Below are 21714 nucleotides of genomic sequence, written 5' to 3'. Positions count from 1 at the left end.
ATTGAGATAACACAGACCAGGCCCACCAATGCCATTCTGGAGGCACTTCTCGAACAAAAGGTCAAACATGAAAAACCAATGAAGGTTGAGCATAAGACAATCAAGGAACAACCAGAGATCCAGATAACGGTACCCAAAATCCGTTATGAGCGGCTAACAGATAAAATGGAAATGCTCAAAAGGGAAAGCCAATATGTTGTCGACAACATTGTTTTGATAAAACCTTCTTTCGGGAAACCTTATTTGAAATTGGAGATTACGGAGGGGGAACTGGAAAACTATAAACGGACCCTTCAAAACCTGTAGATAGTTTGCGAACTTGCATTGAGCTTTTGCCTCGCTCAGCAGATTAGTTAAGGGTAAGGTTTGGGGCTTGCAGCGCAAAACTCTGTTTTGCTCGCTAATATTGTATTTAAATCAAGAACCCAACTTGAATTTAGCTTTTACAACTTCCATATCGTCCATCAATTTTTTATCGATAACCTTAGCATAGATTTGAGTTGTTTTCAATGATTGGTGCCCTAACATTTTACTAACGGACTCAATCGGTACACCATTTGCCAAAGTAACTGTTGTTGCAAAGGTATGTCTGGCCAAATGGAAGGTCAGGTTTTTTTGAATTTTACAAATAGTGGCAATCTCCTTCAAAAACGCATTGGTCTTTTGATTGCTGATTACGGGTAGTAACAAATCATGCTCCTTCGTCAAGGTATGGTCTTTGTATTTACTCAAAATTGCTTCTGATGTGGGTAGTAGGGGTACAACGCTTCTTGAATCTGTTTTCGAGCGTTTTATTTTAATCCATCGTTTTCCGTCCAGTCCCAAAACAATATGGTTTGAGGATAACTTTTTGACATCAACATAAGCCAACCCTGTGAAACAGGAAAAAACAAAGATATCTCGAATTTGCTCCAGTCTTGGGATATCAAATTCCTGGTCAATAAGGGAACGGAGCTCTAGTTCCGTTAAAATATCTCGTTCCACCTTTTTCCATTTGGCCTTCCAATGATAGAATGGGTCTTGGTTTACCCAATTATTGGCCACGGCAATCCGCATTATTTTTTTGAAGTTCACCACATATTTGGTGATGGTATTTTGATTTCCAATTTTTTGGGTTTTTAAAAAGTGATGGAAACGATTGATGAACGTTAGATCTACTTCTTTCATAAAGATATCTTTCATCTTATACTCCTTCTGAACAAAACTGGCCAAATGGTTTCTAGTTCTAATATGTCTTCTATAAGCTCCATAAGAATACTCTAAACCCAGTAATTGTTCTATTTGTTTATTATGCTCGTCATAAACCCCAAGAAGTGTTTTATTGCTACTTTCAGTATTGAGCATTTTGTGCTTTATGGTTTCAGCAGTAAAAGGTTTCTTTTTAAGAACAAGTTTTGAATGAATCTTAAAGGCCTTGGTTTCCAATTCGTCTAAATAGTGATTGAGTTCTTTGCTATGAGAGTTCGAACCCTTGACCCTACCTCTTATTGAGCACCATTTTTCTGGCCTTATTTTGCGTTGAATACTGAACTCTGCTCTTTTGTAATTAACTGTAATTCTGAGGAATAGGTCGGCTTCACCTTGCTGATTTAATCTACTCTTGCGGATGTAGCATAAAACGGAGAAAGAATTTGTTTCCATAACTGTGATTTTACTGATTTTTAAAATGTTAAATTTTCTTTGTAAGAACTTGATAATCAGAAATTTTAACAGCTTCGCGGTGTACACTTTGCGAATTCAAAAAAGTGTACACCGATTTGTACACCGCGAAAAGTGGCATTGTTTGATATCAAATGAAATCAGGAAAAATAAAAAAGTCTGTAAATCAACGATTTACAGACTTTTTGAATACTAATGGACTCTTAAAAGTGACCTGACTGGGGCTCGAACCCAGGACCCTCTCCTTAAAAGGGAGATGCTCTACCAACTGAGCTATCAGGTCATGCTTTGTTCAACTACTTTGTGTTTCGCTAAGCGGGTGCAAATATAACATCAATAATTTATTTTGCAAGGTGAATTAATGATAAATTTGTGTTTTTTTGAAATCACTTTTAAATCTTTTGGATGAAGGTAGTTTTAGTGGGTTATATGGCCAGTGGAAAGTCGACTGTCGGAAAAATGTTAGCCAAGGAATTGGACATGCCGTTTATTGATTTGGATGATTATATTGAAGAACAAGAGCAAAAATCCATCAGCGATATTTTTTCTGAAAAAGGAGAGATTTTCTTTAGAAAGTTAGAACATAGCACTTTGTCCGAAGTCTTAGAGAGCCACGAAACACTGGTACTTTCTACAGGAGGCGGTACTCCCTGTTATAGCGGCAATATGGAAACCATTTTAGAAAAATCTGACCATTCCATTTACTTACAATTATCGGTTCCCAATCTAGCTGAAAGAATTGAAGGGGAAAAAGATAAAAGACCTTTGGTAAGTAATTTAGATGCTGAGGAATTGCAAGAATTTATAGGAAAGCACTTGTTTGAAAGAAGCCAATTTTATTCAAAGGCTAAACATATAGTTCCTTGCAATGATAAAGATTTGCAAAACGTAGTTTCAGAAATTAAAACACTATTAATCTAGATAGACAGCATTGTTTTTCGCTTCAAATTCTACCCTTATATGCTCATGGAGCGATGTAGAAAGTGAAATACCCTTGTAATCCGCTTTTATGGGGTACTTTTTGTGGTTTCTATTTACAAGCACTGCTGTTTTTAACTGCTTTATTGGAGTTTTTAGAAAGTGGTGCACTCCATAAATTAGGGTAGTCCCAGAGTTGAGCACATCATCTATTAAAACAATGGATTTGTTTTTGTATTCATCCTCAGCTATTGAAGTTGTAACACCGCTTTTCAATGGATTCTTTTTGTCCAGTTGCATTTTGCACAACACAACTTCAGCTTCAGTTATTTTTTTAAGCACCGTTGCTACCTTTTTTGCAAAATTTACTCCGCCACCCTCTATGCCAGCTACGATGATTTCTTTTTCTTCAACATTGACCTCATAAATTTGGTATGCAATGCGCTTAACAATATGTTGTATTTGATCGTGGGAAAGAATACGGTTTACCATGCAGTTATGAATATATTCCAAAGATATAAAACAGATGTCATTCAGATTCGTCTAAGTAATCATCGATGTCGCGACGGTCTTTTTTTGTCGGGCGACCCAATCCTTTTTTTCTATAATGGCTTTTGGCAAATTTGAGTAAATCTGAATGTTCAAAGGCCTCTTTAGGAGTGGTGTCTTTTCTGTAAATGTCCACCAATTTTGCTCCAACTCTACTTTCTGGTATGTCCAAAACAGTAAGTTGATGTTCAACTTGATTCTTTCGCAGCACAATTTGATCCATGGGATACACATCCCTAGAGGGCTTTACCACACTGCCATTTATCCGCACCTGGCCTTTTTTAACAGCATTGGCGGCAACGTTTCTAGTTTTATAGTATCTAGTACACCAAAGGAACTTGTCAATGCGCATATATCCTGCAAATCTTTGTTAAGACAGAGAACAAAAATAGAGGAAAATTGTATCTTGCGCAGCTAAATAATATACTTCATGAAGTACGGGATTATCGCTTTTTTATCCATTTTGGTACTATTTACCTCATGCAACAATGATGATGGGACCCCGGATGTGGAAACTGTTCCACCTCGGTTACTGTCAGAGGAAGCTGTGGAAGACGATGCGGAAATACGGGAATTCTTGCAGACGCATTTTTATAATTACGAAGAATTTGATACCCCACCTGCTGGGTTCGATTATAAAATCGTAATTGATACCATTGCGGGGGATAACTCCGATAAAAGATCCTTATTTGCTGATGCTAAAGAGATTACCGTAAATGTTTCAGCCAGTCATTTTGGATTGTCTGATGGGGAAGAGGATATTCCGCATAAATTGTACTTCATTGAGGCGGAAAAAGGAGGGTCCGAGAAGACCCCAACGATAGCGGATTCTGTTTTTGTAAGATACCAAGGCTCGCTATTGGATGGGACTTTGTTTGATGAAACTCCAAGCTTTATATGGCAAGAAAGCCCTTTTACTGTAAGAGGTTATTCCAATGGTATAGCACAGCTTTTTTCTGGAACATCAGACCAAATTGAGGATAATGGAGATGGTACTTTTGATGTAGCAAATAGAGGGATTGGCATTGTTATTATGCCTTCAGGCCTAGGTTATTTCAATGCACCTCCCTCCAACTTGATCCCAGCGTATGACAATCTATTGTTCAAGATTGAATTGGGACTTTACGTAGAGAATACAGATAATGATGGCGATGGTGTTCCATCTATCTTGGAAGATTTGAATGAAAATGGTTATTTGTTTGATGATAACACAGACGCCGATGATGAGACCTTTACTATACTTTCCGATTTCAGGGATGTTGATGATGATGGAGATGGGGTCTCTACAAGAGCAGAAATCACAGATGATAATGGTAATATAATTTTACCTTATCCGGATGCTGATAATGACGACATACCGGATTATTTGGATCCGGATACCAATTAAAATATAAAAGGCCCGCTTCAGCGGGCCTTTTTAATTATTGATACTTGTTGTTTCAATTATTCAATTTTAGCGATAGGGCAAATATAATTTGTGAAGGTCTGGAATCTACCCGTCCTTCAATGTCCGTTATATTATTTGAGACGATTTGAGCTTCATTTTCTGAAAAGCCTCGCTCATAGCGCACATCCAATCCTAGTTTTCCAAGATTTACACCAATACCGGCATTTAAGCCAACAGTAAAATCATTTTTCACATCTTCTACCTCTATATCCCCAAGATCATTGTTTAGGGTGTATTGGAACGCAGGTCCAGCAAAAATATGCAACGGACCAACAATTTTAACGCCTAATAGTACAGGTAAATCTAATTTAGAGATATCATAATCATTGGATTCTCCTTCAATATCGTAAGTACTCTTTGTTTTGGAAAATACAAGTTCAGGTCTTAGATAGATTTTAGGGAAATCCAATTTGCCCCAAAAACCAACATGATAACCTGTTTTACCTTCGGCACCTTCAACAATGTTTTGTGATGCATCGCCAACAGAACCAATAAGGTCACCATTTTTGTTATAACTTAAACCTGCTTTAATACCGTAACCAGAACCGCTCTGGGCCATGGACAATGACCCAACAAGAGCCACTGCTACAACTAGAAGTGTTTTTTTCATAAGTGTTTCGTTTTATTGGTTGAAAAGCATCAAGTTTGATGCCGAAAACTATTTTCGCTTCAACACTCTTAAAACGGCTTCTTCAATGGCTTTATTGTTCAATCCATATTTCTCCATCAACTGATCTGGAGTGCCACTTTCCCCAAAACTGTCCTTTACAGCAACAAATTCTTGGGGAGCAGGATTTTGGCTTGTCAATACTCTGGCTACACTTTCTCCCAAACCACCTAAATAGTTGTGCTCTTCGGCCGTAACAACGCATCCTGTCTTTTTAACAGAAGTTAGAATGGCCTCTTCATCCAACGGTTTGATTGTGTGTATGTTGATGACTTCAGCAGAAATACCTTGGTTTTCCAAGTTTTCAGCAGCAAGTAGGGATTGCCATACTAGATGACCAGTAGCTATAATGGTTACGTCTTTACCTTCATTAAGCATCAAGGCCTTGCCAATTTCAAATTTTTGGTCTACTGGGGTAAAGTTGGCCACTTTGGGTCTTCCAAAGCGCAAATAAACCGGTCCATGATGCTCTGCAATAGCAATTGTGGCCGCCTTGGTCTGGTTAAAATCGCAGGGGTTGATAACTGTCATGCCTGGAAGCATTTTCATTAAACCGATATCCTCCAATATTTGGTGGGTTGCACCATCCTCACCCAAGGTTAATCCAGCGTGGGAGGCACAGATTTTAACATTTTTATCAGAATAGGCAATGGACTGTCTTATTTGGTCATAAACCCGCCCTGTAGCAAAATTTGCAAAAGTTGAAGCAAATGGAATCTTTCCACCTATGGTCAAACCGGCTGCCATGCCCATCATATTGGCTTCTGCAATACCAACTTGAAAGAAGCGCTCAGGGTTTTCATCAATGAATGTTTGAATTTTGAGCGATCCAACCAAATCGGCACAAAGCGCCACTACATTTGGGTTGGTTCTGCCAAGTTCGGTCATTCCGGCTCCGTAGCCGCTTCTAGTATCTTGTTTTCCTTGGTCTATATATTTTGTCATTTCAGTGATTATTCAATTGTTAAACTAAAATCAATTGCGCCTTTTTTCCTATCATTTTCTATGTGGAGCAATCTCAGTATTTCTTCTTTATTCCTTAAATAGACTATTGCCCCATGGGGGATTTCCATATCGAAGGCCTTTCCCAGAATGCTCCTGAAAATTTGTCGAAAGTTCTGGTTGTAGTCTAGATCGTATTCATCGTCAAACGCAGCATAGATTTTTTGATCGGGTTTGCTTTTTGGAAATATGGCCACTATGGGAAAATCTTTTCCCATGACTTCAATTGATTCTTGGGTGCTTTCAGAAATCAACTCGATTGTTTCTTTCCTGACACTCTCCTTAGGAATAAAATTTTCAAGGTTAACCGAGGCAGCTATAACGTTGGATTCTGCCTTGATATACATTAACATATCAAGGTTGATCAAGTTGATAAGCAGTTTTATCCGTGAATTGGGGTCGTTTTCCTTTAATCCCAATTTAGAAAAAGAACTACTTAACTTTTTGGTGATTGCCCTTGAATCGGTATACAGATATTTTCCACCGTTGCCAATACTTACCGTAACGGTATCCTTTGATTTGGATAGGACATAGGTTGCTGTGTAATCTAGATCGAATTCAATTTTTTGGGCACTTAGTGAAGCGCTCATCAAACTAATCAAAAAAAGTGAAATTGCGTATTTCATCTAGTAGTCGCCTAAAGTTTCTGGATTCTGGGATAGTGCAACTTCCAGTTGTTCATTGCTTGGGGCCTTTCCGTGCCATGCATGGGTGTGCATCATAAAATCAACTCCGTTGCCCATTTCAGTGGTCATTACAATACAAACAGGCTTGCCTTTTCCAGTTCTGCTTTTGGCTTCTTGTAGCCCAGCAATAACTTGTTCTAGGTCATTTCCATCCTCAATTTCTAAAACATCCCATCCAAACACCTTGAATTTTTCCGCAACATCACCTAGGGGAAGTACATCTTCTGTGGCTCCATCAATTTGTTGCCCGTTTCTGTCCACGGTGGCAATGAGATTGTCCACTTTGTTACCTGCCGCATACATGATGGCTTCCCAGTTTTGTCCTTCTTGAAGTTCACCATCACCATGTAAACTAAATACTAAATGGTCATCGTTGTTCAGTTTTTTGGCCAAGGCCGCTCCAATGGCTACGGACATTCCTTGCCCTAAAGATCCTGAAGCCACGCGCACCCCTGGTAGACCTTCATGGGTGGTAGGGTGGCCTTGAAGACGGGAATCAATTAATCTGAAGGTGCCCAACTCATCTACAGGAAAGTAACCTCTCCTAGCTAGAACACTATAAAAAACAGGTGAAATGTGACCGTTGGAAAGAAAGAAAACATCTTCGTCCTTTCCATCCATATCAAATCCATCCTTTAAATCCATAATTTCATTGTAAAGAGCAACAAAAAACTCTGTGCAACCCAAAGAACCACCTGGGTGACCAGAGTTTACCTTGTGGACCATTCTTAAAATGTCCCTTCGCACCTGGACTACTAAATCCTCTAATTCTTTAATATTTGGCATTGTATTGATTTTTGAGATATCAAAAGTAACCGCAATCGCTCTGCTAACCAAGTGCTAATGAATTATTTTACGAAATGGTCAACGAAAACAAACTTTATTTTTTTGTTAAGGCTTTCTGGATAGGAGTTGGCTATATTTGCGGTCTTAAAATGTACGATTGAAGTTTACCCTATTACAAAAGGATAAAGAGAGCAAGGCCAGGGCAGGTGAGATTACAACCGACCACGGCACCATACAGACCCCTATTTTTATGCCAGTTGGTACCGTAGCTTCGGTAAAAGGGGTGCATCAGCGGGAATTGAAGGATGATATCAACCCAGATATTATTTTAGGCAACACCTATCATTTGTATTTAAGACCGGGCACTTCTATTTTGGAGCAATCAGGTGGATTGCACAAATTTATGGGGTGGGATAGAAACATTTTGACTGATAGCGGGGGATATCAGGTGTATTCCTTATCGAATAATCGAAAAATTAAGGAGGAGGGAGTAAAATTTAAATCCCATATTGATGGTTCACATCATTTCTTCACCCCGGAAAATGTGATGGAAATACAGCGTACCATTGGGGCCGATATCATTATGGCTTTCGATGAATGTACACCTTACCCATGTGAATACGAGTATGCCAAACGGTCTATGCACATGACACATAGATGGTTGGACAGGTGTATTGCTCATTTGGATAAGTTACCCTTCAAATATGGATATTCCCAAAGCTTTTTTCCAATAGTCCAAGGTTCTACTTATAAAGATTTAAGAAAGCAGTCGGCAGAGTATATAGCATCAGTTGAAGCCGAAGGAAATGCCATTGGCGGACTTTCTGTGGGCGAACCTGCAGAAGAAATGTACGAGATGGCCGAAATTGTCTGCGATATTTTGCCAGAAGATAAGCCGAGGTATTTAATGGGGGTGGGAACTCCTATCAATATTTTGGAAAACATTGCATTGGGTGTTGATATGTTCGATTGTGTGATGCCAACAAGAAATGCCCGAAATGGAATGTTGTTCACAGCGCACGGGACCATTAACATCAAAAATAAGAAGTGGGAAGCTGATTTTTCCCCAATTGATGAAATGGGAATCACTTTCGTGGATACTGAATATTCCAAGGCTTACTTGCGACACCTCTTTGCTGCCAACGAATATTTGGGCAAACAGATTGCCACAATCCATAATCTAGGATTTTATTTGTGGTTGGTGCGTACAGCCAGAGAACGTATTTTAGCAGGGGATTTCCAACAATGGAAAACCATAATGGTACAACAAATGGATAAAAGATTGTAATGTTTACCATACTTGATCGTTACATACTAAAACGTTATTTGGTCACTTTTATGGGCATGCTCTTGCTTTTTGTTCCCATTGGGATCATGGCCAATTTGGCTGAAAAAGTGGGTAAAATCATTGATAACGAAGCCCCTTTGGCAGAGGTGATTGTTTTTTACGGAAACTTTACATTGGTAATCGGTAATTTGCTGCTTCCCATTTTCCTTTTCCTGTCCATTATATTTTTTACCTCTAAGTTGGCGGGCAATACAGAGATTATTGCCATTTTAAGCTCAGGCGTTTCGTATGGGCGATTTTTAAGACCCTATTTAATAGGAGCCAGTTTGGTGGCCATACTTATATTCATGATGGGAATGTTCATTGTGCCGCATGCCAGTATCGGATATAATGAGTTTGAATATAAATATTTTAAGCGGGGGAGGCAGGATAGGGTAACTGATAATATCTTCAATCAATTGAATGAAAATGATTACCTCTACGTAAGCAGCTTTGACCCCAACCGGAAGATTGGTTACAATTTTACCTATGAGCATTTCGACTCCATCAAACAGTTGGACTATAAAATTTCTGCGTCCAATATCCGCTGGATTGAAAAAGATAGTATATATAGGTTGACCAATTATGTGAAAAGAAAGTTGAAAAATGATGTGGAGGTTATTCATACCCAAAGAAGGTTGGATACACTTTTTACGTTTAAAATTGAAGACCTAACACCGGTTTCGTATGTGGCAGAGACCAAAAACTTATTTGAGTTAAATGAATTTATTGAGGACCAACAGCGTAAAGGCGCTTCCAATATCAATACCTATATATTAGTGAAATACAAACGCTGGGCTTTGCCCATAGCGGCTTTTATCCTTACCATAATTGCTGTGGCCGTGTCATCTGTAAAAAGAAGAGGAGGTATGGGACTCAATTTGGCTTTTGGAATAGGAGTGGCCTTTATCTATATCTTTTTTGATAAGGTCTTTGGGACCTTGGCAGAACAATCCGGTTTTTCACCACTTTTGGCCGTGATTATTCCTAACCTAATTTTTGGTGTATTTGGATTCTACATGTTGATGAAGGCCAAGCGATAAATCATCAATTTCATTGTACAGGAGTATCCGTTAAAGTTTTATATTTGTCCCCATTATATTTTAGAAATTGACATTCCATGGAGTATCTAGAATTTGAACTTCCCATTAAAGAACTTGAAGACCAGCTTCAAAAATGCATGATTATTGGGGAAGAAAGTGATGTTGATGTTAGTGAAACTTGCCTTCAGATAGAAAAAAAACTTGAAGAGACCCGAAAGGACATCTACAAGAATTTGACAGCTTGGCAAAGAGTGCAACTTTCCAGACACCCCAATAGACCCTATACCATGGATTATATCAATGCCATTTGCGGGGACACTTTTTTGGAACTACACGGGGATAGAAATGTAAAAGATGACAAGGCAATGGTCGGCGGATTAGGTAAAATTGGAGACCAAAGCTATATGTTCATTGGACAGCAGAAAGGATTCAATACCAAAACAAGGCAATACCGAAATTTTGGTATGGCCAACCCGGAAGGTTATCGTAAGGCTTTGCGATTAATGAAATCCGCTGAGAAATTTGGCATACCGGTGGTAACGCTGATAGATACTCCCGGAGCCTACCCCGGCTTGGAGGCAGAAGAAAGAGGACAGGGAGAGGCCATTGCCAGAAATATTCTTGAAATGACACGGCTCAAGGTTCCAATTATTTGCATTGTAATTGGAGAAGGAGCATCTGGTGGCGCCTTGGGAATTGGTGTGGGCGATAAAGTTTTGATGTTGGAAAACTCTTGGTACTCGGTCATTTCCCCTGAAAATTGTTCCTCCATTTTATGGAGAAGTTGGGAGTATAAGGAAAAAGCGGCCGAAGCGTTAAAATTGACTGCATCGGACAGTAAAAGGATCAAGGTCATTGATGAGATTGTCAAAGAGCCCCTTGGAGGTGCACACGCAAATAGGGAAAAAACTTTTGAGGCCGTCAAGAACAAGATTATAGCACATTACGAGGAATTGAAAAAGTTATCACCAAAAGAATTGGTAAAAACACGGATGGATAAATATGCCGATATGGGTGTATTCAACGGCTAATTCCTGTTTTCCAGAGGTTCCTTTTTTTTATTAGGATTTATTCCCATTTTTTTTTATGTTATTAACAGGTATCGGAAGTTATCAACATTATTTTTGTTGAATACCTGTGGAAATCGTATCAAGGAAAATTAAAGTTAACTAAAGGTTAATTAGCTACTTTCGTATTTATGGACAAGCCTAGCCCTATTGTTGGACATAGAATTGACAAGTCAACACTCATCAACCTCGAGAAGGGGAAAATACCTCCTCAAGCTGTTGATTTAGAGGAAGTTGTTCTCGGTGCAATGATGATTGACAAAAAGGGAGTGGACGAGGTTATTGATATTCTTCACCCAGATGTATTCTATAAGGATGCCCATCGATACATTTACGAAGCTATCTTCAAATTGTTTGAATCTTCTGAGCCAGTGGATTTATTAACCGTTTCTTCCCAATTGAAAAAGGATGGGAGGTTAGAAGCTGTAGGTGGTGACTTTTATTTGATAAAACTGACTCAAAAAGTGGCTTCATCGGCCCATATTGAGTTTCATGCACGAATAATTCTTCAGAAATATATTCAACGAAGCCTCATAAAGATTTCAAGTGAAATTATTGAGGATGCCTATAGCGAATCCACCGATGTTTTTGACCTGTTGGACAGTGCTGAGGCAAAACTATATGAGGTTACACAAGGCAATCTAAAACGTTCTGCTGAAACTGCATTGGATTTGGTGATTCAAGCCAAAAAGAAGATTGAAGAAATTTCCAACAAAGAAGGAACCAGCGGTATTCCTTCAGGATTTGACAAGCTGGATAAATTGACTTCAGGATGGCAACCCAGTGATTTGATTATTGTAGCGGCAAGACCAGGTATGGGTAAAACAGCATTGACGCTTTCCATGGCTAGGAATATTGCTGTTAATTCTGATATTCCAGTAGCGTTCTTTTCTTTGGAAATGTCTTCAGTCCAGTTGATAACCCGTTTAATTTCATCGGAAACTGGACTTTCTTCAGAAAAATTGAGAACAGGGAAACTGGAAAAACACGAATGGGAACAACTGAACGTAAAAGTAAAGTCTTTAGAAAAGGCTCCTTTGTTTATTGATGATACCCCATCACTTTCCATTTTTGATTTACGGGCAAAAGCAAGAAGGTTGGCCTCCCAACATGGTATACAATTGATTATCATTGACTATTTACAGTTGATGACAGCCGGGGGAAGTCAAAAAGGAGGAAATCGTGAACAAGAGATTTCCACAATATCCAGAAACCTTAAAGCGTTGGCCAAGGAATTGAACGTTCCAGTGATTGCGCTATCCCAGCTATCTAGGGCGGTTGAAACAAGGGGAGGAAGTAAACGACCTATTCTTTCAGACTTGAGGGAATCTGGGGCTATTGAGCAGGATGCGGATATTGTATCGTTCATCTATCGTCCTGAATATTATAAAATTGATGAGTGGGATGACGAAGAACGTACACCTACTCAAGGTCAAGCAGAATTCATTGTAGCCAAGCACCGTAATGGTGGATTGGATAATATTAGGTTAAAGTTTGTGGGTGCTCTGGGTAAATTTGATAACTTGGATGACTTTGACTCCCCGTTCGAGTTCCAATCGAAGATGAATGCGGATGAGGAAAACCCTTTTGCTCCTACCAGTTTGCCAAGTGCAAATGAGGCTTTTGGTAGTGCAATGAACAGCGATGAAGATGATCCAGACGACAACGACGTACCGTTTTAATAATATTACTTTACCATTTCGCGCAAAAGCGAGAAATCTTACCTTTCTTTTTCTTTTCTTTTTTCTTAAGTCTACAGCCTCCGTCATACTTATTCCGATGGATGCTGATGGTCAGGAAAATCATTTGAAAGCCTACGGTATTACGTATTGGGTGCTCACCAAACAGCAAAAGGTCCAGTGGTTGTTGAATTATCGTGGAGGTTCTTTCTTGTTACCAGATGGAGAGAATATTAGAAAAGAATGTCAAATTAGAGGAGTTTCTTTTGAAGTGCTCTCCGATGCAAAAGCTGAGCAAATTTTGGATGAAATCAGTAGCCCTTCTCAAAATCAGGATGCTGTTATTCTAGAAAAAGCCCCTAAAATAGCAGTGTATTCCCCAAAGGGGAATCAGCCTTGGGACGATGCGGTGACCATGGTATTGACTTATGCTGAAATTCCATACGTGACCGTTTATGACGAAGAAGTGCTGGATAATAAATTGGCACTTTACGATTGGTTGCACTTGCACCATGAAGATTTTACAGGACAATATGGAAAATTCTATGGAGCCTACAGAGCAGCTCCTTGGTACATAGAGGCCAAAAAAGAAGCAGAAGCTTTGGCAGAGAAATTAGGCTATTCCAAAGTTTCTGAAGAAAAGCGTGCGGTAGCCTTAAAAATTAGAAACTATGTAATTGGAGGAGGGTTTATGTTTGCCATGTGCTCTGCAACGGATAGTTTTGATATTGCACTTGCTGCTGAAAATGTAGATATCTGTGAACCAATGTTTGATGGCGACCCTTCAGAGGCCAACTATCAGGGGAAACTCGATTATGGCAATACATTTGCCTTTACCAACTTTGTTTTGGAAAGGAATCCGTTGCGGTATGAATTCTCATCCATTGATATGACCAATAAGCGCAGAAATGTTCCCAAAGAATCGGATTATTTTTCTTTGATGGAATTTTCGGCCAAATGGGACCCTGTTCCAACCATGTTGACGCAGAACCATACTTCTTTGGTCAAAGGATTTATGGGGCAGACCACTTCATTTACCCGTAGTGAGATAAAGCCAACGGTAATGGTATTGGGGGCGAATAAAATCAATGGTGAGGCTCGTTATATCCATGGTATAAAAGGAAAGGGGTTCTTTACATTTTATGGAGGACATGATCCTGAGGACTACCAACATAGGGTAGGGGACCCAAAAACTGAATTGGAGTTGCATCCAACCTCTCCAGGTTATCGCCTTATTTTGAACAATGTGTTGTTTCCTGCTGCAAGAAAGAAGAAGCAGAAGACCTGATTCAATTATTTACTTGTGAATCATAAGTGCTCTCAAAAATTTTATCAGCATTGGCAGATTCAAAGCCATCTCGTCTTTGTTTTCCCTTTAATTCGTGTGCAGGAATGTTTTTAAATTCTGGTAGGGCCAATCTTTCTGCAAATTCAACATAACTTCCAGGTACTTTGGTGGTTTCTCCATTGGCAAAGGTTGCGTCTACCATTTTAGCTACGGAGCTACTTTGTTTTAGAAGGCCATCTTTACTCTTTTTAAGTACCCCTCCTGAGTCGTTAAGCTTTATACCAATTTTTTGCAGAAACGTATTGAAGGCTTCCAAGGTGTTATAACCATTTTTTAGCTCATGTACACTTATGGTGTAGTGATTTAAATAGTATCGGTTATAAATTACCCATGCGGCATACTCACTGTGTTCCGCTAAGATGTTATAGTCCCTCAAGGTAGGAACTTGCCAAAGATTCTTATAAAAAAAGTCACCTACTTGAACCTCGTCATCAAGATTTAGATTGTCAACGGGATCATTGGTTATATTACAAGTGTAATTGAATATTATTTGCTGCGCATTTTCTGGCAAATCCCCTACACGAAGTTCACTAATAAATATTCTTGGAAATCGTGGTTCTGGGGGTGCATACCAATATGCATTAAGCTTTTTTTCTTTGAAAAAGTAATAGTCCATTTTTTTATACCCATAGTGCAGAAATATTTTTTCAAAAGATGCTATTCCTAGATTGGGGACTCCCAGCGTACGAAAGGCAATATGATCGTTTACGATTTCATTGGCATCGGAAATCACATTTTCTTTTATAAGTGCATTAGAAATTTTTTCGACATCCTTCACTTGAAGTTTGTAAGGCTCGAAAAGAGATTTCATTATAGAATCTAGTTTAGTGGAAGTATTAAAATTCATGGGTTTAAAAGAATTTAGATTTAATATCAAAATTAGATGTATTTTTAATCGACTTTAATTATTAATAAGTGTTAAGTAATAAGATTGACTAATCAAATTGATATACGACAGTTGGAATATTTTTTGGTCTTGGCCGAAGTATTACATTTTGGCAAAGCAGCCAAGGAGCTTCTAATTTCTCAATCTGCCTTAAGTCAACAAATACAGCGAATAGAAGTTGTTTTAGGGGTGCAGTTATTTGAAAGGACGAAACGAAGTGTGGTTTTAACAGATGACGGAAAACTATTCAAAATAGAAGCTCGAGCCATTGTGGGGCAATTTAGAAACTCTTTGGAAAGATGGCAATTAAGTCACGGCAGTTCTGCAAACTCCCTTAAAATAGGGTTTGTTGGTTCTAGCATGCAGGTTTTTCTGCCTTCTCTAATGCAAAAATTTACAAAGAAACATCCAACAATAAGGTTTCATTTGAATGAATTGGACAATAGAAGCCAATTAGAAAAACTTCAAAAGCAAGAATTGGATATTGGTTTTATAAGATCTACTGATATTCCATCAACTGTTAGATTGAAACTTGTGAGCAGGGATAATTTTTGTCTTGTGCTTCCAAAGAATCATGCAGTGAGCGAAGCAAACTTTAAAGGATTGAATCAATTTAAGGATGCATCTTTTATTCTTTATCCTAATGATGCCAGTAATATGTACTACAGGAAGATTATAGATATGTGTGCTTCATACAACTTTAATCCAAGAGTTACGCATAGATCCATTAGTGGTCCAACTATTTTTAGATTGGTTGAATTAAACTTAGGAATCTCAATAGTCCCAGAATCATTGATAAACCAAAAAACTAGCGGTGTTAAAACAATTATTTTGAAAAATGAACCTTTTAAAACCGAATTGTACGCGGTATGGAACAAGTTTTTCACGAATGATTCATTGAAACACTTTTTAGAAATACTACCTTCTTTGAAAATATAGCAAAAGAAAATAGAGGTTAGAGGTTAAGCGTATTTGGGATTATTAATTTTTTTCTGGGTAGTGATAAGTTTGAGATAATAATCGCAATCTTGCGATTGAAGTTATCCGAACATTACTATCAAAATTGTTTTCACTTTTTGTAACAATAATACTTATAGGAGCTTCTCCAAAACTTTTTCTACTCCAAATTCATTATTGCTGGCGGTGGTATATTGTGCTACTTTGTGTACGTTGGGATGCGCATTGGCCATGGCAAAGCTATAATCTGATAATTGTAACATCTCCAAGTCGTTATTGTAATCTCCAAAAACCATGATTTCATTGGATGCAATACCATATTGCTGCATCAATTTTTCAAGAGCAAAACCCTTGTGGGCATTCTGGTGAGAAACATCTACCCAATTAGAACCAGATACTTTTACTTTTAGTTGGTCTTCCAAATGACTTACGGCTGGATAAATGTATTTCTCTGAGCTATCAAAATGATATATGGCAACCTTAAGTACGTCATCTTCCACTTTTGTTTGGTCAACTACCACCTCAAACTCAGAATAATATTCCTTGAGCATTTCAATAAATGCGCTAGATTCTCCATTAACATATGCATTGTCCTTGCTGCAAAGTACGGGATGTGCATTTTCTACTGAAGATATGGCGGATAAGATGGTATGAACGTTGGTTTGGTCAATAGGAGTGGTTAACAATACCTTTTCCATTTGTTTCACATAAGCACCATTTTCAGAAATAAAAATAATATCATCTTGAATGGTTTTTAGTTTATCGACCATGCTATGGTATTGTCTTCCGCTGGCCGCAACAAATTTGATGTTCCTTTTTTTAAGCTCATCAAAAATTTCAAAGAATTGATTGCTTACCTCGTGGTTGGAATTCAATAGCGTGCCATCCATATCGGTAACCACCATTTTGATTTGTGATAAATCCATCTTCGTAAAATTAAGCTTCAAAGTTATTTTTTATTGCGAAAACAAAGCTCCTTCAATGGTAAAGTTTGCATTAATTTAGCAGGATTGATTTTAGATTTCATGAATTTTTATCAGAAAGAAATTAGGTTGAAGGCGTATTCCAGAGGGTTTCATTTAATAACAAACATTGTGCTGGAGGCCATTCCAGAAATAGGTGAAATTGATACTGGTATATTGCAAGTTTTTATAAAACACACATCCGCTAGCTTAACAATTAATGAAAACGCTGACCCTACGGTAAGAATGGATTTTGAGAGTCATATGAACCACATGGTTCCAGAAAATAGACCCTATTACAAGCATAATTATGAGGGGCCAGATGATATGCCCGCCCATATAAAAGCTTCTTTAATGGGGGCATCGGTTCAAATTCCAATATCAAAAGGTAGGCTCAATATGGGAGTTTGGCAGGGGATATATTTATGCGAGCACAGGAACAATGCTTCTGGCAGGAAATTGGTCTTGACCGTTTTTGGCAATTGAGCGAAGTAAGTTCTTTATTGATTTTTGAAAATAAGGAATAAAAAAAGCTCCTTTTAAGGAGCTTTTTTTGGGAGGGTCATATAGTGTTATTCCTGCTTCGTGAATCGCATTACTTCAACATTTTCATTAGCTGGATTGCCTAAATAGAGTAAAAGTTCTTCATTCTTGATTTCAAAGGACTTTCCTTTGAGGAAATTCAGATAATACTCCGATTCAACGATATTGTCACGTTGATTGATGCTGGCCATTTCGGTCGTGATCATATCCTTATTCTCGATAATTAGCCCTTCTTGTTCATTAAACGTGAAACTTCCAGCATATTCATTGACCACCGATTTTCCGGAATAGGAAGCCTTTTGGTCTTCAATGTCCCAGAATTCCAAGGTTATCTTATTTTCATATGCTTTTTCAAATGGCCTTAAGGTATAGTTGGTGAATGTCCACTGGGAATCGTCCAATGTTTTTACCACCGCCGTCAATTTTGCATATGGATCGGTACCTACATTGGAATCTTCATTTTTTTCGCATGAAGCAAAAGCAAGAAAGCATACCACACATAGAACAAAGGATTTGATTTTTTTCATAGCATTTTATTTATAAGGTTTCTGGGAAGATACATACCCCGCTTTTCAGTTGCGCAATTAAAAGTTAAGTTTTGGGAGCGGACATAAAAAAACCGCCAATTTTGGCGGTTTTAATAAGCGGGGTAAGTTTATATATTGATTTTTATTTTACTCTTTCAACGATAGCTTTGAAAGTATCGGGATGGTTCATGGCCAAATCGGCAAGAACTTTTCTGTTAAGCTCTATACCGTTGGATTTCACTTTTCCCATGAACTGAGAGTATGACATTCCGTGCATTCTGGCACCTGCGTTGATACGGGTAATCCATAGTGCTCGGAAATTACGTTTTTTGTTTCTTCTGTCACGGTAAGCATAAAGCATTGCTTTTTCTACCGCATTTTTGGCTACTGTCCAAACGTTTTTACGTCTTCCAAAGTAACCTTTGGCTTGCTTCATCACCTTTTTTCTTCTGGCTCTAGAAGCTACTGAGTTTACTGATCTTGGCATAATGTTTCATTTTTTTGTAGTAGGCGTCCTGATTTTTCAGGAACTTTTGAGGGCCTAACTCCAGGGTTAAAAATTAATGTACCGATTTAAAAAACAATTATTTTAGTCGTAATTGTTCCTTAATACTGTTGACATCTGACTCGTGAACTAACGTAGAGTGTGTCAATTTAAGCTTACGCTTTTTAGACTTTTTAGTCAAAATATGACTTTTAAAAGCGTGCTTTCTTTTGATTTTACCAGAACCGGTAAGCTTAAAACGCTTTTTAGCACTGGATTTTGTTTTCATCTTAGGCATCTTCCTATTGTATTTATCTCCGCTTATATAAACTGAACAAAGTTCAGGTATTTACTTTTTATTGGTCTTTGGAGCAATGAACATGGTCATTCTTTTTCCCTCCAACTTTGGCATTTGTTCCACTTTACCAAGTTCTTCAAGTTCTTGGGCCAATCTCAACAACAAAATTTCACCTTGGTCTTTGTAGACGATGGAACGTCCCTTAAAAAACACATAGGCTTTGAGTTTGGCACCATCCTTTAAGAATTTCTCAGCATGGCGTTTTTTGAACTCATAGTCATGGTCATCTGTTTGCGGACCAAAACGTATTTCCTTTACAATAACTTTAGTGGCCTTGGCCTTCATGGCCTTCTCCCTTTTCTTTTGTTCGTAGAGGAATTTCTTATAATCAATGATCTTACAAACTGGAGGATTGGCTTTGGGAGAAATCTCAACAAGGTCCAACTCCAATTCATTGGCTTTTTCCAAAGCTTTTGATATAGGGTAAACCCCTACTTCCACGTTGTCCCCAACAAGTCTTACCTCAGGGGCCGTAATTTTGTCATTGATATTGTGAGGGTTTTTGTTTTCCCTCCTAGGCTGGGGCCTAAATCGTCTTCGTATTGCTATGGCTTACTATTTTAATTAAACTAAATTTTTTAGAACGACTTTAAGGTACTATTTATTTCAGTAGATACCAAGTCGGCAAATTTTTCGATGCTTAAACTTCCAACATCTTCCCCTCCATGTCTTCTCACGGAAATGGTTCCGGATTCCTCTTCTTGTTCTCCAACAATCAGCATGAATGGAATTTTTTTCAGCTCAGCTTCACGGATTTTCTTCCCAACCGTTTCATTCCTATTATCAATGAGCGCGCGAATTTCGTGATTTTCCAGCGAATTCAAAACTTTTTCTGCATATTTTTCATGTTTCTCGCTGACAGGCAACACAGTAGCTTGGGTAGGGATAAGCCAAAGCGGGAAGTTTCCACCCGTATGTTCCAATAATATAGCAACAAACCGCTCTAGGCTGCCGAAAGGGGCTCGGTGTATCATTATTGGTCTATGAAGCTCATTATCATTGCCTTTGTAGGTGAGGTCAAATCGCTCTGGTAAATTATAATCTACCTGAATTGTTCCTAATTGCCAGCTTCTGCCCAAGGCATCTTTGACCATGAAATCTAATTTAGGTCCATAAAAAGCAGCTTCTCCTTCTTCAATTATAAAATCCAAACCTTTATCCCTTGCAGCAGAGATAATGGCGTTTTCTGCTTTTTCCCAATTTTCTGCTTCACCAATATACTTATCCAAGTTCTTCATATCGCGTATAGAAACTTGGGCTTTAAAATTATTGAAACCTAGTGAGTTAAAAACATATAATACTAAATCGATTACATTTTTAAATTCTTCATCTAGTTGTTCTGGTGTGCAAAAAATATGGGCATCATCTTGTGTAAAACCTCTTACCCTTGTTAGACCATGAAGTTCTCCACTTTGCTCATATCTATAAACTGTGCCAAATTCAGCGTAGCGTTTGGGTAAATCTTTATAGCTGAAAGGTGAGCTGTTATAAATTTCACAATGGTGAGGGCAGTTCATGGGTTTTAACAGAAATTCCTCATCTTCTTTTGGCGTATGTATGGGTTGAAAGCTATCTTCACCATATTTGGCGTAGTGCCCAGAAGTTACGTATAGGTCTTTTTGTCCAATGTGTGGCGTGACAACCATTTCGTAACCTGCTTTCTTTTGAGCTTTCTTTAAAAATTGCTCCAAACGCTCACGTAATGCTGCTCCTTTTGGAAGCCATAAAGGAAGACCTTGTCCCACTTTCTTTGAAAAAGTGAATAATTCCAACTCTTTGCCCAATTTTCTATGGTCTCGTTTTTTTGCCTCTTCCAAGAGTGCAAGATATTCGATGAGCTCTTTTTGTTTTGGGAATGAGATGCCATAAACACGTGTCAGTTGCTTGTTGTTCTCGTCTCCTCTCCAATAAGCGCCGGCTACACTCAGTATTTTGATTGCCTTGATAATTCCGGTATTGGGAATATGTCCTCCACGGCATAAATCTGTAAAAGTGCTGTGGTCACAAAAAGTAATACTGCCATCCTCCAGATTTTCTATGAGCTCTAGTTTATATTCATTGTGTTGTTCTTTGTAGTAGGAAAGAGCATCTGCTTTGGATGCACTTCGCATTTTATAATCATGTTTTCCTCGTGCAATTTCTAAAGCTTTCTTTTCAATTTGAGGAAAGTCCTTTTCAGAAATAGTGTGGTCCATGAAATCAACATCATAGTAAAAGCCGCTTTCAATGGCAGGTCCTATGGTCAATTTAATCCCTGGGTACAATTCTTCCAAAGCTTGCGCAACCACATGCGAAGTGGAATGCCAGAAAGCCTTTTTTCCTTCATCATTGTTCCAAGTATATAATGTTAGTGAGCCATTAGTCGTAAGCGGAGTTGTGGTTTCAACCGTAGTATCATTAAATTTTGCTGAAATAACATTTCTGGCCAATCCCTCACTGATGCTTTTTGCTATTTCAATGGGAGTTGTGCCTTCTGAAACTTTCTTTACCGCGCCATCGGGCAATGTGATTTCTATCATTAGGTCTTGTTGCTTTTTTATGGTGCGCAAAGATACTATCTTGAGTTGATGCTTACAATAGTATGTGTTTTCAATTCCTATTAAGTTTTCAATCAGTGACTTAGTAATATGTAACTAGGATCGGGCAAGATATTGAATGATATTTTTGAATTTAAATAATTGAAAATCAATATTTTGTATTTTTTTTCATCTTTTTTTTGATTTTGTTTTGTGGAATCATTTAAACCTCTTTATATTTGCACCCGCTTAGCTGATAAGGCTGGGTGTTGACGGAGGGGATATTTGGTCATGAGGGCCAAT

The 21714-nt window shown here is 38.3% G+C and carries 23 protein-coding genes, 1 tRNA gene and 1 pseudogene; 10 read left to right on the top strand and 15 right to left on the bottom strand.

From position 1 onward, the window contains the following. Positions 1-306 (top strand): annotated as a pseudogene (locus HJC33_RS00310) (hypothetical protein); the annotation flags it as partial. Positions 307-417: 111 nt separating this feature from the next. Here the strand turns inward: HJC33_RS00310 and HJC33_RS00305 are convergent. Both HJC33_RS00305 and HJC33_RS00300 read right to left on the bottom strand, forming a co-directional pair. Continuing rightward, a complete protein-coding gene (locus HJC33_RS00305; RefSeq protein WP_171656794.1) occupies positions 418-1641 on the bottom strand; it encodes a site-specific integrase in 1224 nt (407 codons plus the stop codon). A gap of 228 nt (positions 1642-1869) precedes the next feature. Next, positions 1870-1942: transfer RNA gene (locus HJC33_RS00300), tRNA-Lys, on the bottom strand. Between the two features lie 122 nt (positions 1943-2064). On the opposite strand from HJC33_RS00300, the gene HJC33_RS00295 reads away from it, so the two are divergent. After that, positions 2065-2580, top strand: a complete 516-nt coding sequence (locus tag HJC33_RS00295; RefSeq protein WP_171656793.1) for a shikimate kinase — start codon at positions 2065-2067, stop codon at positions 2578-2580. On the opposite strand, the gene HJC33_RS00290 is transcribed toward HJC33_RS00295, so the two are convergent. Together HJC33_RS00290 and HJC33_RS00285 are read right to left on the bottom strand one after the other, a co-directional pair. Further along, positions 2572-3069, bottom strand: a complete 498-nt coding sequence (locus HJC33_RS00290; protein ID WP_171656792.1) for a phosphoribosyltransferase domain-containing protein — start codon at positions 3067-3069, stop codon at positions 2572-2574. The two genes, HJC33_RS00295 and HJC33_RS00290, sit on opposite strands and share 9 nt — an antisense overlap. A 37-nt stretch (positions 3070-3106) precedes the next feature. After that, positions 3107-3478 (bottom strand): RNA-binding S4 domain-containing protein, encoded by a 372-nt coding sequence (locus HJC33_RS00285; RefSeq protein ID WP_171656791.1) that lies wholly within the window; start codon positions 3476-3478, stop codon positions 3107-3109. 78 nt (positions 3479-3556) lie between these two features. On the opposite strand from HJC33_RS00285, the gene HJC33_RS00280 reads away from it, so the two are divergent. Next, positions 3557-4513, top strand: coding sequence for an FKBP-type peptidyl-prolyl cis-trans isomerase (locus HJC33_RS00280; protein ID WP_171656790.1), 957 nt, complete (start codon positions 3557-3559; stop codon positions 4511-4513). 52 nt (positions 4514-4565) lie between these two features. Here HJC33_RS00280 and HJC33_RS00275 read toward each other — a convergent pair whose 3' ends face one another. The 4 genes from HJC33_RS00275 to HJC33_RS00260 are packed head-to-tail and all read right to left on the bottom strand — an operon-like array spanning position 4566 to position 7714. Next, positions 4566-5183 (bottom strand): outer membrane beta-barrel protein, encoded by a 618-nt coding sequence (locus HJC33_RS00275; RefSeq protein ID WP_171656789.1) that lies wholly within the window; start codon positions 5181-5183, stop codon positions 4566-4568. Positions 5184-5231: 48 nt separating this feature from the next. Then, entirely contained in the window at positions 5232-6185 is a 954-nt protein-coding gene (locus HJC33_RS00270; RefSeq protein ID WP_171656788.1) for a transketolase family protein, read from the bottom strand. Positions 6186-6193: 8 nt separating this feature from the next. Further along, complete coding sequence (locus HJC33_RS00265) at positions 6194-6832, bottom strand: hypothetical protein (protein WP_171656787.1); 639 nt, start codon at positions 6830-6832, stop codon at positions 6194-6196. Positions 6833-6868: 36 nt separating this feature from the next. Continuing rightward, positions 6869-7714, bottom strand: a complete 846-nt coding sequence (locus tag HJC33_RS00260) for a transketolase (RefSeq protein ID WP_171656786.1) — start codon at positions 7712-7714, stop codon at positions 6869-6871. Positions 7715-7871: 157 nt separating this feature from the next. Between HJC33_RS00260 and tgt the strand changes: the two genes are divergently transcribed. The 5 genes from tgt (at position 7872) to HJC33_RS00235 (ending at position 14118) form a co-directional block, all read left to right on the top strand. After that, complete coding sequence (gene tgt, locus HJC33_RS00255; protein ID WP_171656785.1) at positions 7872-9002, top strand: tRNA guanosine(34) transglycosylase Tgt; 1131 nt, start codon at positions 7872-7874, stop codon at positions 9000-9002. Then, positions 9002-10084, top strand: coding sequence for an LptF/LptG family permease (locus tag HJC33_RS00250; RefSeq protein ID WP_171656784.1), 1083 nt, complete (start codon positions 9002-9004; stop codon positions 10082-10084). The genes tgt and HJC33_RS00250 overlap by 1 nt, the downstream gene beginning before the upstream one ends. Before the next feature lie 77 nt (positions 10085-10161). After that, positions 10162-11115, top strand: coding sequence for an acetyl-CoA carboxylase carboxyltransferase subunit alpha (locus HJC33_RS00245; protein ID WP_171656783.1), 954 nt, complete (start codon positions 10162-10164; stop codon positions 11113-11115). 167 nt (positions 11116-11282) lie between these two features. Beyond that, entirely contained in the window at positions 11283-12833 is a 1551-nt protein-coding gene (dnaB, locus tag HJC33_RS00240; RefSeq protein WP_171656782.1) for a replicative DNA helicase, read from the top strand. Beyond that, positions 12802-14118: an asparagine synthetase B gene (locus tag HJC33_RS00235; RefSeq protein WP_171656781.1), complete on the top strand. Its 1317-nt coding sequence runs from the start codon at positions 12802-12804 to the stop codon at positions 14116-14118. Before dnaB ends, HJC33_RS00235 begins: the two co-directional genes overlap by 32 nt. Before the next feature lies 1 nt (position 14119). Here HJC33_RS00235 and HJC33_RS00230 read toward each other — a convergent pair whose 3' ends face one another. Then, entirely contained in the window at positions 14120-14989 is an 870-nt protein-coding gene (locus HJC33_RS00230) for a DUF1338 domain-containing protein (protein ID WP_246245447.1), read from the bottom strand. Positions 14990-15109: 120 nt separating this feature from the next. Between HJC33_RS00230 and HJC33_RS00225 the strand changes: the two genes are divergently transcribed. Next, positions 15110-16003 carry a LysR family transcriptional regulator gene (locus tag HJC33_RS00225; RefSeq protein WP_171656779.1) on the top strand — a complete coding sequence of 298 codons (894 nt, stop codon included), beginning with the start codon at positions 15110-15112 and terminating at the stop codon, positions 16001-16003. 152 nt (positions 16004-16155) lie between these two features. Here the strand turns inward: HJC33_RS00225 and HJC33_RS00220 are convergent, their stop codons facing one another. After that, positions 16156-16947 carry an HAD family hydrolase gene (locus HJC33_RS00220; protein WP_171656778.1) on the bottom strand — a complete coding sequence of 264 codons (792 nt, stop codon included), beginning with the start codon at positions 16945-16947 and terminating at the stop codon, positions 16156-16158. A 99-nt stretch (positions 16948-17046) separates the two neighbouring features. Between HJC33_RS00220 and HJC33_RS00215 the strand changes: the two genes are divergently transcribed. Beyond that, a complete protein-coding gene (locus tag HJC33_RS00215; protein ID WP_171656796.1) occupies positions 17047-17469 on the top strand; it encodes a secondary thiamine-phosphate synthase enzyme YjbQ in 423 nt (140 codons plus the stop codon). Between the two features lie 86 nt (positions 17470-17555). Here HJC33_RS00215 and HJC33_RS00210 read toward each other — a convergent pair whose 3' ends face one another. The 5 genes from HJC33_RS00210 to thrS form a co-directional block, all read right to left on the bottom strand. Beyond that, entirely contained in the window at positions 17556-18053 is a 498-nt protein-coding gene (locus HJC33_RS00210; RefSeq protein WP_171656777.1) for an META domain-containing protein, read from the bottom strand. A 142-nt stretch (positions 18054-18195) separates the two neighbouring features. Continuing rightward, positions 18196-18540, bottom strand: coding sequence for a 50S ribosomal protein L20 (rplT, locus tag HJC33_RS00205; RefSeq protein ID WP_171656776.1), 345 nt, complete (start codon positions 18538-18540; stop codon positions 18196-18198). 97 nt (positions 18541-18637) lie between these two features. Further along, positions 18638-18835 carry a 50S ribosomal protein L35 gene (gene rpmI, locus HJC33_RS00200; RefSeq protein ID WP_073181711.1) on the bottom strand — a complete coding sequence of 66 codons (198 nt, stop codon included), beginning with the start codon at positions 18833-18835 and terminating at the stop codon, positions 18638-18640. A gap of 51 nt (positions 18836-18886) precedes the next feature. Continuing rightward, a complete protein-coding gene (infC, locus tag HJC33_RS00195; RefSeq protein WP_171656795.1) occupies positions 18887-19444 on the bottom strand; it encodes a translation initiation factor IF-3 in 558 nt (185 codons plus the stop codon). A 29-nt stretch (positions 19445-19473) separates the two neighbouring features. Further along, the gene (gene thrS / locus HJC33_RS00190) at positions 19474-21414 is read right to left on the bottom strand and encodes a threonine--tRNA ligase (RefSeq protein ID WP_171656775.1); all 1941 of its coding nucleotides are present in this window, start codon (positions 21412-21414) and stop codon (positions 19474-19476) included. Positions 21415-21714: the final 300 nt, after the last annotated feature.

The sequence above is a fragment of the Flagellimonas amphidinii genome (assembly GCF_013090115.1).
In the GTDB taxonomy this organism is placed as follows: domain Bacteria; phylum Bacteroidota; class Bacteroidia; order Flavobacteriales; family Flavobacteriaceae; genus Flagellimonas; species Flagellimonas amphidinii.
The sequence above is the reverse complement of the archived record's forward strand: the minus strand, read 5'-3'. Positions and strand labels throughout refer to the sequence as shown.